The sequence below is a fragment of the Streptomyces sp. NPDC048434 genome (assembly GCF_043200375.1).
In the GTDB taxonomy this organism is placed as follows: Bacteria; Actinomycetota; Actinomycetes; order Streptomycetales; family Streptomycetaceae; genus Streptomyces.
Genome location: NZ_JBICXQ010000001.1, coordinates 49,297 through 62,094 on the forward strand (window position 1 = coordinate 49,297; position 12,798 = coordinate 62,094).

At 70.5% G+C, this 12,798-nt stretch carries 7 protein-coding genes; 3 read left to right on the plus strand and 4 right to left on the minus strand.

Annotation, left to right across the window (positions count from 1 at the left end; translation table 11 throughout):
- The first annotated feature begins 286 nt into the window (after positions 1 to 286).
- Positions 287 to 1,342: a beta family protein gene (locus ACGFWI_RS00180; RefSeq protein WP_393903611.1), complete on the plus strand. Its 1,056-nt coding sequence runs from the start codon at positions 287 to 289 to the stop codon at positions 1,340 to 1,342.
- 49 nt (positions 1,343 to 1,391) lie between these two features.
- Here the strand turns inward: ACGFWI_RS00180 and ACGFWI_RS00185 are convergent, their stop codons facing one another.
- The 3 genes from ACGFWI_RS00185 to ACGFWI_RS00195 all read right to left on the minus strand — a co-directional run bounded on the left by ACGFWI_RS00185 (position 1,392) and on the right by ACGFWI_RS00195 (position 6,315).
- Positions 1,392 to 5,288, minus strand: a complete 3,897-nt coding sequence (locus tag ACGFWI_RS00185) for an AAA domain-containing protein (RefSeq protein WP_393903612.1) — start codon at positions 5,286 to 5,288, stop codon at positions 1,392 to 1,394.
- A gap of 6 nt (positions 5,289 to 5,294) precedes the next feature.
- A complete protein-coding gene (locus ACGFWI_RS00190; protein WP_393903613.1) occupies positions 5,295 to 5,678 on the minus strand; it encodes a hypothetical protein in 384 nt (127 codons plus the stop codon).
- Positions 5,679 to 5,823: 145 nt separating this feature from the next.
- On the minus strand, positions 5,824 to 6,315 hold the full coding sequence (locus ACGFWI_RS00195) for an ATP-binding protein (protein ID WP_393903614.1): 492 nt from the start codon (positions 6,313 to 6,315) through the stop codon (positions 5,824 to 5,826).
- A gap of 146 nt (positions 6,316 to 6,461) precedes the next feature.
- Between ACGFWI_RS00195 and ACGFWI_RS00200 the strand changes: the two genes are divergently transcribed.
- A complete protein-coding gene (locus ACGFWI_RS00200) occupies positions 6,462 to 7,349 on the plus strand; it encodes a helix-turn-helix domain-containing protein (RefSeq protein ID WP_393903615.1) in 888 nt (295 codons plus the stop codon).
- Positions 7,346 to 7,543 (plus strand): DUF397 domain-containing protein, encoded by a 198-nt coding sequence (locus ACGFWI_RS00205; RefSeq protein ID WP_393903616.1) that lies wholly within the window; start codon positions 7,346 to 7,348, stop codon positions 7,541 to 7,543. The genes ACGFWI_RS00200 and ACGFWI_RS00205 overlap by 4 nt, the downstream gene beginning before the upstream one ends.
- 61 nt (positions 7,544 to 7,604) lie before the next feature.
- Here ACGFWI_RS00205 and ACGFWI_RS00210 read toward each other — a convergent pair whose 3' ends face one another.
- Positions 7,605 to 12,764 (minus strand): class I SAM-dependent DNA methyltransferase, encoded by a 5,160-nt coding sequence (locus ACGFWI_RS00210; RefSeq protein ID WP_393903617.1) that lies wholly within the window; start codon positions 12,762 to 12,764, stop codon positions 7,605 to 7,607.
- Between the last annotated feature and the right edge of the window lie 34 nt (positions 12,765 to 12,798).

A 12,798-nucleotide genomic window follows, 5' to 3' on the forward strand; every position in this document is an offset into this window, starting at 1 on the left:
CATCGTGGAACGGCCAGGCGATCGCGCGCCCGGTCAGCGAATTGTTCGGCGCACGGCAGACGGTCCTGAAGCGTGCCGCTGAGTGCCGCTCAGTTCCCCACGTGAATCGTCCACTTGGCGCGTCCGACCACCGAGCATCACGAAGCGTACAACTTGCGTCACACCGCCACCAGGTACTTGAACACTTCGGCCAGGCGGGCCGAAATCGCGCTCTTTTCAAGTGCTTCGTGGTGAACGGAATCTGGTGGGAAGGGATGCGCACGGACGGTGCCGAGGGGGAGCCGCGATGTCCGGACCGCTCTATGTTCCCGTTCTGCCGACCAGGCCGCACGCGGCCGGGGTCTTCCGGCGGTTGTGGCCGGACGTCCAGGCCGCGATCAGGCCGCTGTGGAACCTGCCGCCGTTACCCGGGGCGGCCCCGGAGACGTTGCCCACGGTGGTCGGCAAGTACGTCGGCCCGGCGAGTGCCGTGAGCCGCCACGGCGGATGGATCGACGCTCCTTTCGGCGAGGATGCCCAGACCGCCGCGCTTGCCGAAGCACTCTCCGTTTACTGCGAGTTGGGACGGCTGCGGCCGGTGACCGGCCCGGAGAGGACCGAGGCGCAGCAGTGGGCGGCGGTGGAGACGGCCCGGCGCTGTCTGCGCGGACTGGGTGTCCGGGTGCGGGTCACGGGGGAGTGGGACGGTCGCCTCGGGGAGGATGTCCGGGGCCTGCTTGCCCGTACCGGTCCGGAGGTGTCCGTGGATCTGCTGCTCGACATGGGCGCTGTTCTTGGCGATCGGCCCGACGCGGGCAAGGAGGCGCTGCGCGCCCTCGATGCGCTGATGCCCTTGGCGGTCTGGCGGAGCACCGCTCTGCTCGGAGGGGGCCTTCCCCGGGTCACCGCCGACATGCTGGCGGACGGGTCGTGTGAGCAGGCGCGGGCGGAGTGGCGCATGTGGCACGAGGTGCGCGCGACGGGCCGGGCCTACGCCCCGCTGCTCGGTTACGGCGACTACGGGGTGCAGCCCCCGAGTGCCCTCGCGCAGGCCCCGGCACCCGGGAGGAAAGGCGGTCCGCCCTGGGGCGTACTCCGCTACACCACCGACAGTTCGTACCTCCTGTTCAAAACGCTGGCCCGGGGGTCTGACCGGATCGCCGTCAACCGCGCCGCCGCTCGCCGGATCACCGAACTGCCCGAGTTCCGGGGAGCGGGGGCCGGGCAGGGCGAGGAATGGTTGAGCGCCTGCGCGCACGGCCCGCTCTCGACCGGCGAGGGTGTGGGCGGGCCCACGGAGTGGCTGCGGGCGGGAAACCTCCAGCACATGACGTACGTCGTGCGGAGCCTGCCGGGCGGCTGAGCGGGCCGCCGGGCCGGGCGGCCGGAGCCCGGTCCGCGCCGTCCTCGGCTCAGTCGAACAGCGGTGCCAGCGCGGTCTCGCCCGCCAGGACCCGCCAGGCCGGCACCCGCACCGTCCGGCTCACCGGGCAGGGCTTGGCGCCATGGCCCCCGGAGGGCAGTCCGGTGAGCAGGTCGCCTCGCGCGTGGGTGAGCCGGAGGTGCCGCGCCGGGTCCCCGCCGGGCCCCGGGCCGGGGTCGATCAGCACTGCCGTGTTCTCGCCGGCGTCGGTGTAGAGCAGGTCCACCGGGTGCCCGCCCACCAGCACGGATCGCTCCAGATCGGTGATGCCCTGTGCCGTCAGGTAGCGCTGCACGCGGTCGGTGAGGTCTTCGCGCACTCCGGTCACCGGGCCGGGCGTACCGGCCTCGGCCGTCGCGCCGTCCTCGCCCGCTCCCAGCGGTGCCGAGCGCGCGGCGAGGAGGGCCGGCAGGCCGTTCTGCTCCTGCCAGAAGGCGCGGCAGCCCACCGTGATCAGCTGCGACTTGGCCCGAGTGACGGCCACGTTCCACAGGTTGACCTGGCTCGCGACCCAATGCGTCGTCCGGGGCGGTGTGTTGGGCGCTGCCACCGGGCTGAGCACCATCACGTCGCGCTGCCCGCCCTGGAAGGTGTGGACGGTGCCGACCCGGACCCGGTCGTCGTCCCGCCACATCCGGGCCAGTGTCTCCTTCTGTGCCCGGAACGGTGTGACCACTCCCACCGTCGCCTCCGGCGGGAGGTGTGCCAGCAGCCCGTCGACCACGCGCCGGACGGCCTCTGCCTCCACCGTGTTCCGCCAGGACCGGCCGTCGCTGCCGCGCGCCGATTCCCCGAACGGTACGTCGGCCCAGCCGAGCACCGGTGCCGGATCGGCCGCTCCCACCGGGTCGTGTGCCGGTACCTGTTCCCGCACGTCGGTCAGCACCCGCAACCGGCCGCCGTAGCAGTGGCCGTTGACGACGTCCGCGATCCGCGGGTGGCAGCGGTAGTGCTCGTCGAGGAGCAGCGCGCTGTCGCCGTGCTGTTCGGCAGCGTGGTACGAGGAGTACACGTGGTAGGTGAGGCGGTGGTGCTCCAGTTGCGCGGCGCTCAGCCCGGTCCGCTTCCGCGCCTGCTGCTCCTGCTGCGGTGATACGCCGGGGATGTGCCCGAGCTGCATGGGGTCACCGATGATCAGTGCCCGGCGGGCCCGGAACAGCAGCGGAATCACCGACGGGATGGAGCACTGGCTGGCCTCGTCGATGACCACCAGGTCGAACAGCTTCGGGGTGAGTTCCAGCTGCCGCACCGAGTGGGTGCTGATGGCCCATCCCTTGATGTGCGTCATCAGGTTCTTCTGGCTGCGCTGGTAGCCGGAGCGGCGGCGGAGCGCCTGGAGCCGCTGGTTCATGAGCGCGGTGGCCCGGTCGAGGGCCTCGGTGGACAGCGCGCGGGAGAGTTCCGCCGACAGGTCGGACAGCGTTCCCGCCGTCGCCAGCCGTGACTCCTTGAGCCCTGCCTCGTCCCATTCCCCGTGCCGGCGGACGAGTTCCCGCACCTCCCGCTCCACGGACACGATCCCGGCGAGGGACTCCAGCAGCTCGGGCGGCACCGGTCGTCCCGTCGCCCACTCCGGCCAGGCCGGTCCGTCCCCCTCGGGACACTCCGCCCCCGCCGCGACCAGCGCGGCGAGCGCGCGCCCGCGCCGCCATGCCCCCAGCTGCCACCACCGGGCCGCGGCTGTCTTCCGCGCCCTGCCCGCCCACCGCTCCAGCGGCGCCACGTCGTCCTCGTGCGCCGCCCAGACCCCTTCGAGGAGGGGCCGCGGCAACTCCAGGGCGGCGGCCCGTTCCTCCCGTTCGCGGAGCAGTTCCAGCAGCCGCCTCTCCTCACCGACGCGGTGCGCCGCCTTCGCCCGCAGCCGGTCGGCCGTCCCCCGGGTGTTGCGCAACTCGCCGCCCACGGTGGCCGATCCGCGCCGCGGGGCCCCGGCCGGTTCGGCGAGCAGCCGTTCCAGTTTGGTGGCCTCCCGCTCCAGCGCCTCCGCGTTGCCCGTCCGCATCAGCAGGCCGGGCGCGATGTCGTCGCAGCGCTGGGCGACGACGTTCACGGCCTCGTTGTTGGTGGAGGCGACCAGTACCGACTGCCCGGCGGCGACGCAGGTGGTGACGACCGCCGTGACGACCTCGCTCTTGCCCGTGCCGGGCGGCCCGGTCGCCACCGTCAGTGGCTGGGTCATCGCCGAGGAGATCACCTGCTCCTGGCTCTCGTTGCACGGCCCCGGAGCGACGGGCGCCACCGGCTCCGCCGCGGCCGGAGCGGGGTCCTGCCGGGCCCCTCCGCTCAGCAGCGCGTCCAGGGCGGTGCCCGTGATCTGGGCGGTCCGCGTGGAGATCTGGAGCAGGTTGTCCACCAGCGCCTGGGTGGCCATGGCCTCCGCGCCCGACGGCACCAGCAGCACGGCCGCGTTGTGCGCGCCGGGCCGCAGTGCCTGCATGACCGTGCGGTCGCTCAGCGCGGACGGGTCCAGCGGTTCGAGTTCCGGCAGCCCCAGCTCCTCCAGCAACTCCCTTACGGCGCGCAGCATCTGGGCGTCGTTGCCCTCCTGCCAGGCGGGCTGCCAGCGGGCGACCAGGTCGGCGGCGTCCCCGGCGTCCAGCAGTTCCGCGACGACGCCGCTGTGCAGCGACGGCACGCCGCTGGGCCGAAGCACGTCCCGGCCGTCCTCGTCCGGTGCCAGCTCCATCTGCTGGATGAGCAGCGGCGCCAGCTCCACCGTCGCGCGCCGTCCCCGGCCGCCGTCCCGCGCGGGCAGCGTGACCGCCGGGTAGCCGTACCAGTACTCCTGCCGCGACCCCGCCTGGGCGTCCGATCCGGTCTTCCCGACCTGTGGCCGGGGCAGCGATCCGGGCGCGACGATGTGTGGTCCGCGGCCCGACTGGATGGTCTCCTCGCCCTGGGCCAGCAGGAAGTACTTCGTGTCCCGTCCGCCGTCCCGGTCGGGCCGCATACCGGCCGCCGCCTGTGCGGTGAGGCAGTCCGCGTAGTACCGCAGCAGCCGCTCTCGGTCGACGCCGTCCCGTTCGTCCGCCTCGGCTAGCTCCCGGGCCTTCAGCAGCGCGGGGGAGCGCGGGGCGGCCCCGGCGGCGTCGTGGGGGAGCGCGGGAAGCCGCACGGGTCGCGCCACCGACCGGGCGAAGGGAAGGCTCCGGGTGGCCCGGAACGTGGACTTGGTGGGCCGCTGCTCCTCCGGCACGCCGTCGCGGGTCATCTGTGCGGTCAGGTACTCGAAGAGGTCGTCCGGGGTGATCCAGCCGCCGCCCTTGATCCGGCCGTTGCGCAGTCCCTCGACGATCTCCCCGGTGAACCGGGAGGTGCCCAGGCTCGACCCCGGCGGCGCCATCGCGGAGGCCGCCTGGAGGGCGTCGGACGCGGTGATGAAGTACACGCCGGTCGGCCGCAACAGAGTGCTCGGCGCCGGCCGGTCCGGTTCTCCCGACGGGCCCTTGGCGGTCCAGCCCTGGACGACGGAACCGCTGGAGCAGCAGTCCAGCAGGACCAGTTTCGAGGCGGCCCGGCAGGACTGGAGCATCCGCTCCAGGAACTCCGCCGGTACGGCCGTACCCGGCAGGTCGGCGGGGTCGGTGTCCCGGGGCAGGAAGTACAGCTGGCCGTCCTGCTCGCAGTACTCGCCGTGCCCGCTGAAATAGAGCAGCGCGGTCTCACTGGGCTGCCGGGTCTCCAGGAACGTCTCGACGGCGTGCAGCATCTCCGCGCGCGTCGGCTCGGCGGCCAGCGCGCACTCGTTGTACATGCCGATCTCGGTGTTCTCCAGCACCGCCCGCATGTAGTGCAGGTCGGCGCGCACGGCCGGGAGGTCGGCGTACGTCTCGCTGTCGTACGTGGAGACGCCGACAAGTAAGGCGTGGCGGTCGTTCTCGGTCATCGCCGCTCAGCCCGCCGTCGTGCCGTCGTCGCCGTCCTCCGCGAGGAACCGCTCGACCAGGGTGTCGTCCTCGCGGGCCTGTTTGCCGGTGATCTGCAGGGTCGCCCCGTCGGGCCGCTTGACCACGAGGGTGCGCTGCGGCACCCGCGCCAGCCACACCTGCACCAGCGCGGCGACGAACGAACCGGCGCTCAGCAACAGCCCGACGGTCTCGGCGGACGGGCCGCCCTTGTCGCCGGCCCCCGCCGGGCCGCCGGGCGCGGGCAGGTCGAGCCTGGCCGTGGGATCCAACTCGGCCAGGTTTGCGAGGAGTTCGCGCGCCTCCTTGCGGGCACGCAGCGGGTCCTCGTCGACGACGGAGAGGCGGTATCCGGTGTGGAATTCGGGCATGGCGGTCTCGTGCTCCCCCTGGGTTCACCGGCTCCTTGCCGGGCGAACGAGACTAGTGCCCGGCACTGACACCGGCCGCCCACGGGAGTTTGCCCTCCGGGCCGTTGGCGTGAAAGTACTTACCGATGGCCGGGTCCCGCGCGTCTCATGTCCGGCGCAGTTCCGCCCAGACCGTCTTGCCCGGTGCGCCCACGCGCGGGGCGACCGCCCAGCGGGTCGCCAGTCCCGCCACGATCAGCAGGCCCCGGCCGAACTCCGCGTCGCCCGGCGGCTCCCGGTCGGAGAGCAACGGGACGCGCTCGGTCCGGGTGTCGGTGACCTCGACGCGCAGGGTGCCGGCGCCGTCGGTGAGCCGCAGGTGGAAGTCCCGCCCGGCGACGTGTCCGTGCCGGACGGCATTGGCGACCAGTTCGGCGGTGATCAGGGTGAGGGTGTCGTTGACCCGGCCGCCGTACGGGTGCCCCCACGCGTCGAGCCGGTGGGAGACCAGCCTGCGGGCGAGGCGCGCGCCGCGAGGCGAGGAGGTGAAGGCCATCACGAACTCGTGGAGCGGGCGGGCACCCTCGGCCTTGGCCTGGGATTCGCCTGCCGCTTCGGCCTCGTGGGGTCGCCGTGCGGAGGAAGTTCGGCTGTTCATGTGGTCCACGCTGCCGGTGCCGCCCTAGCGTGACCAGATACGGCGCGCACACGGAGAGTGGCTGTGGGCGTCCGGTACGCGGGTGTAGGCGGGACGGAGCGTGACGGCCGGCGCGGGGATGCGTTGGCCGTGGGAGGTGTACGGGGATGAGCGAACCGACGGACGAGACGGGCCAGGCGGACGAGACGTCAGGCTACGTCGACGGGGACGGTGACGAGCGGCAGCCGGAACCGGACGCCGGCTCTGGCATTCTGCGGGTCTTCGGGCGTCAGTTGAAGCGGTTCCGGCTCCGGGCGGGGCTGGAGCGGTCCGAGTTCGGCGCGCTGACGGGCTATTCGGTCTCCACCATCGCCGCGTACGAGCAGGGGCGCCGCGTCCCGCCGCCGAGGTTCATCGACCAGGCGGACGAGGTGCTGGACGCGGGCGGGGTCCTGCTGGAGATGAAGGAGGAGGCGGCGCGGGCCCAGTATCCGGCGTTCTTCCGCGATGCGGCTCGGTTGGAGGGGGAGGCGGTTGAGCTGCATGTCTACGCGACGAAGGCCGTGCCGGGGCTGCTTCAGGCCGAGGAGTATGCGCGCGCAGTGTTCACCATGTGGCGGCCGCTGCTGGCGCAGGACGTTATCGAGGAGCGTGTGGCGGCCCGCCTCGCCAGGCAGGAGATCTTCGCTCGCATGCCTCAGCCCACCATCAGCTTCGTCATCGAAGAGTCAGTGCTGAGGAGGCCACTCGGGGGGAGGGCGGTCATGCGGGGCCAGTTGGAGCATGTTCTGCTCTATGGCCAGCGTCGCAACGTCGAAATCCAGGTGGTGCCAATCGACTTGGAGGAGCACGCTGGACTTGAGGGGCCTTTCACCTTGATCGAGACGCGTGACGGGCGGAGGATCGCCTACGTGGAGGGGTACAAGGACAGCCGCCTGCACACCGAGCGCAAGGCAGTCCGGGAGCTTGAGGAGCAGTACGGCATCCTCAGGGCTCAAGCGCTCACCCCACGTGCGTCACTGGCCTTCATCGAAAAGTTGCTGGGAGAACAATGAACGCCGAGAAGTCCACCACGTCTGCGTTGGCATGGTTCAAGAGCAGTTACAGCACGGGCTCGGGCGGGGAGTGCATCGAGGTCGCCGTCTGTCCTCATGTCGTCCATGTACGCGACTCCAAGGACGTAGCCCGTCGGGGCCTTGCGGTTGATGCTGAGGCTTGGGCGGCGTTCGTCGGCTTCGTCAGTCAGTAAGCGATGGGTCTGCCCCTGGCTCTGCACCGGGGGCAGACTCATGTCAGGCCGTGTTGGCCGACTATGCCTTTGTCTTCTCGCGGACGGGCGGAGTCCAGCGCCCGGCGGCGATCTCGGCGTCCATCCGGGCCTGGAAGTGGGCATGTGCGGCTCGCATCTCGGCCTCGCGGTCGGCCTTGTAGAAGGGGGCCTGGTAGCCCTCGGGGGGCGGGGTGTGCTCCGGGTCTTCCAGGTGAGCCATGAGGTCGAGGTAGTCCTGCTTGGTCTGACCATGCCCGTAGGTGTTGAAATCGGCGGCGATCTTGCGGCCGTTGGCGTCGAACCAGGTTGCCGACTCGTAGTCGTACAGCTGTGGGTAGCGCGACTTGAAGATCGCGGCGAGCTGGTCGGCAGTGATCCCGAGCCAGACGGCGACTAGGGCGTCGAGTTCCACGAGCGCGGCGCGGCGCTCGTGCTCAGTGCGGAGCGGGGTGTCGTATTGCCAGGCCGATTGGAAACCGGCGGCGAGGGGCTTCACGTTGGGCCAGTCGGGGTTGGCCCAGTCCTCGTAGCCTGCCCAGCGGGGGTCGAACAGTTCGGCCCAGAGGGGGGCGTAGTGGGTGGTGAGGGCGTTTAGTCGGAGTGTGCGAAGGAGGAGGGCGGGGGCGAGGGGGTGGTCCGGGTCGGGAGCCAGCATCTTCAACGCTTCGCCCGTCATGAGATTGGCCCGGCCAGTGATTCGTAGGAGATAGTCAAGTGGGAGAGCGCCCCAAAAACCAGCATTGAGCACTGTGGCGCAGTTATTCGACAGTGCCATGCTGTGCACACCGTGAATATGAGCTGGGCCGGGCGGAATGAGGGCGGCATGAAGGCAGCGGCTGCTATCAAAGGGGATCATGATGCGCCATGCCAGCCGGAAATACTCGGTAAATGGCCTACCGAGCCACGAATCCTGGGCCGCCAAGTATGTTGCCTGATCGGTGGCTCGAACATAGTTAGTTACGGGAGTATAGCGTTCGGGTAGCTCCCTCGGTGAGAGCAAGTTCCAGTCTCTGTTGCTCCGGCAGGGGATCTTCGGTTCTTTTGAAAATGGAAGTGCTGACGCAAAATGGGGACCTTGGAGGATGACATCCGAGAGCTCCGGGACGGCTTGGTTACTCCAGCGGATCAATCCATCCTTCTTAGCGTTGGCTTCGTCGTACCCCCTTGTGATCATCGGGCGGTAGTCGGCCAGAGTGCTGTGGTAGGCGGCCAGCGCCTCAATGGCTCCTTGCTCGCCCGCAAGGACCGGGTACAGCAATGGGGTTTGTGATGCCCCACCCGTTGACCCCGTCAGGGCCTGCCAACTGGCCAACAAAGCCGAGTCCACATGTACGACACGCTCGCGGTGCGGCCGGATGTCCCACGAGCCGTTGTGCTTGATGCCGGGTGCGACGCCTTGTCCGTCGTGCTGCAGGGAAGCGGGCAGAACTTCAGTGCCACGGAGCTCGCTGAGGTGTAGGAAGTCAGGTTCCTGTGGCGTGCTATAGATGTGCATTCCGAATTCCGCGGAACGGTTAAGGTCCTCGAATGCCCAGTTCGCCGAGTTCACAAAGTGGGCATGCAATCGGAGATGGCGGTAAACGGCGGACCGGAGCACGCCTTCGCGTACGCCACCAAAATGTGTGTCCGGGTGGATCAGACCGGCACTGCCGTGAGACGCGATCTGCTGCCACACCCGAGCCATGAAGGCTCGGTAGAGATCGCCTTGGGTACCCATTAGGAGCGGATAGACAGCTGGGCTGACCAGTGTGGCGACGGCTCCCGCATGAGCGGACAGCTCGTTGAGGAGGAAATGATGACCGTTCAATTGTGTGGCCAACGCCTCTTCCTTGCGGAGCCGCCATTCCGCCACGCTCGGTTTGTCCGCCAGTACGAACCACGGCTCCAACTCCGCCAGAACCAAATCCTCCTGCCATCGAGGCCGAACCCAAGGCGGATTCCCCACCTGCAACTCAAACCCGCCCCGCGCAAACACCTGCGCGAACTCCAGCTCCCAGTGGAAGAACCCCTGCGCCTCCGCCACATCCCGCGCCGTGCCCGCCCACAGGAACCGGTCCGCCAGCGACTGGAACCGGTCCATGCCCATCCACTCGGGCAGCTCGTCCTCGTACACGGACAGGTCGTCCAGCGTCTCGAACGTCGACACCAGCGACTCCTCGGGCACGTCCTGCGTGCCCAACAGCGCCTCGGCGAAGTCGATCCAGTCGTCCAGATTGGCGAGCGGGATGACGTCGCGGCGCTCGCCCCTGATCTGCTCCACGCGGCGGCCGGTGCGGCGGCGGGACACGGAGTCCCGCGTCAGTTTCATCTGCTGGGGCTCGGCAGTGAAGCCCGGCAGGGCGTCCGCCTCCCAGGCCAGCAGAACGTCGTCCGCGCCGGCCGCCGCACCGGCCCCGCCGCTCACTGTCTCGAACTCCGCGGCCCGCGCGGCCAGCGCCTCCGCCCGCGCGTACCGCTCGTCCGTACCGTCCAGCAGCGCGGCGCTCTGCACCGGCCAGAACCACAGCGCGCACCACGTGTCCATCAGCGTCTTGAGGCGCCAGTAGGGGGTGTCCTCCGCCTGGAGGTCGGCCAGAATCGCGTCCCGCTGCACGGCGGCCTTCGGCCGGCGCAGCCAGTCGTCCTCCGCTCCCCACACCCGGATGTCGCGGGAGATGTCCCGCTCCGACAGCTCCAGCCGTCGCACGACCAGACCCCACAGGTACTCGGCGCGGCGGGCCAGGCCCTGGAGCTTGGCCGTCTGCCGGGCCGTCGGGGACTTCGTGACCGCCTTCCGCCATGCGGCCAGCGCCTTCGCCTCCGTCGGAGCGAGTGCCTTCGCCTCCTTCTCAGCGGCGACCGAGCCCCACTCCTTCGCCGGGAGGAGGAAGTGGTGCACCGCGCCTTCCGGGAGCGACGCACCCCCCACTGCCTCGGCCAACGGGAAGCGCTCCGGAGTGGTCCCCAGCCAGCCGCCCTTCTTCAGGCGGTCGGCCGCGTACACCTCGCGCCGGCCGCCGATCAGGGAGTTGCCGCGCCGCAGGTGCAGGCCGAACCAGGGCGCCTCCATGCCGGGATGCATGGTGTTGAGCCACAGCGAGACCTCGGCCAGCTCCACGGCCGTCTCGTTGAGGTCGACGCCGTAGGAGTTGTGCAGCGCGATGTACGCCTTCGCCTTCTGGAGTTCCACGGCGTACCGGTCGGTGTCGATCGACCGCCCCAACTCGACCTGCCTGCGCCGCAGATACTCCGCCGCGACCTGGTTGATCGCCTCGTTGAGGAAGGCACCCGAGCCGAGGGCGGGCTCGCAGATCCGCCAGTCCAGGAGGTCCTTCGCCTCCGTGGTGTCGGTGAGGAGCTGCTGGAGGGCCAGTTGCACGGTGACCCGCGTCAGGGACTCGGGCGTGTAGTACGACGCGGAGGTCTGCCGGTCGCGGCCGGACAGGCGGTAGACGAACGAGCCCGGCGCATGGCTCACCCTGACGTCCTCGCCCGTGTGCCGGTCCCGGCGCCGGACGAACACGGAGTCGTGGTAGTCGTCGATCTTCGACTGGGGGACGAGCCAGGAACCGTCCTTCGGGTCGCCGTGCTTGGCGACCTCGTACAGCTCCTCGCCCGCGATGAAGCCGCTGTACGACATCAGGCCCTCGTAGACCGCGCCGAGCTGGTTGATGCCGAGCTGTGCGTACGAGATGAAGCCGCCGCGCTCCCCGCGCTTCCCCTGGGTGATCATCAGGCTGTGCAGCACCTGGTGGAGGGTGGCGTTGCGCAGCCGGGTGCCCAGGTAACGGACGGCCTCGCCCCGCGCCAGGGCCTCGTCCGAGTCGTGGCGCGGGTCGGGGAGGCAGTCCGCGCCGATCAGGCGGATGGCGTCGCGCTCGAACAGCTTGCTGTGCAGCGGCTCGAAGCGCAGGCCGAGGTCCTCGCTGATCCTCGAGTCCGCCGCGTCGGCGGCGGCCGCCTCCACGCCGTGGGTGCGGCGCGGTCGGTAGCCGTCCTGCACCTTGCGGAACAGCAGGTCCAGGGACTCGTACAGGTAGAAGCCGTTGCGGGCGGTGTCGCCCACCGGCTCCCGCTCGGCAACGAGTTCGCCGAGCCGGCCGAGTCCGTAGCCCTGCTGGTACTCGGGATAGTCGGCGGGCAGGATGCCCAGCTCGGGGCGGGCCTCGGCGTACAGCAGGAACAGGATCCGGTAGAGGTAGCGCAGCGATTCGCGGGTCAACCGGCGCCCGAGATCCGGGAGTTCGCCGATGTCCTCGGGGCGTACGCCCTGCTCGTGCAGCCGCTGGAGGACTTCGTTCGCGATCAGCTCGACGCTCTTGCGCAGGCCGTCGCGGAGGTCGCTGGAGACCCCGACCGCGTGCTTCGCCGACTTGCCGACCAGTTCGGCCAGCGGGTTCTCGCCGCCCTCCTCCGGGGTGCGCAGCGAGTCCGCGCCGAACAGCGCGGCCACGGTGTCGAGTTCGCCGCCCGCCCGGGTGTCGTTGCGCTGGAGCGCGGTGTCGAGGGAGACCCCGAGATAACGGCCCTCGCCCCACACCGCGCGGTCGGCGAGGACGATCACCCCGCCGCCAAGCAGCAGCACGTACCGGGGCGGCTCCTCGCAGGCGAACAGGAAAGCGGCGAGCTTGGCGCCGGTCTCCACCGGGTGCGGCCCGTCCAGCGGCACCGGTTCCAGCAGGCGTCCCCGGCCCTTCGGGTCGAGCGCGGCGTCGGGTTCGGCGGCCCAGCCGCAGTCCAGCGCGACCAGACCCTTCTCGGCGTGGGCGACGGGGACCTCGTACGCCCGTCCCGCACGCTCGACGGAGAGGACGCGCGGCTTCGCGTCATAGCCGAGCGCGCGGAGCACCTCGGCGTTGAGGGCCTGGACCTGTTCCCGCCACTTCGGCGCCCGGTAGGTCAGGACGTCGTCGTCGGTGTCGCGGACGCTGATGATGCCGTCCTCGTCCTCGGGGAGGGCGAAGGAGGACCGCGCGCGGAAGTAGCCCCGACGGAGCGCCCGCAGTCCGGCGCGCGGGGTCACCGGGAGTTCGGTCCGGCCGGGCGTCGGCGCGGTGGACGTCTCCTCCTCGGTTCCCTCGTCGCCGGCGGGCGGCTTCGCCGCCTCCTCGCGCTCCTTCCACCTCTGGAGCAGGCCCGACTTGAGATCCTTCGGCAGCACCTCGGCCAGGTAGTGAGCCGAGAAGTAGTCGCCACGGTTGACCAGGGAGTCGTACGTCATGACAGGGCTTCTCTCAGAGGTTCACAGGCCGGGG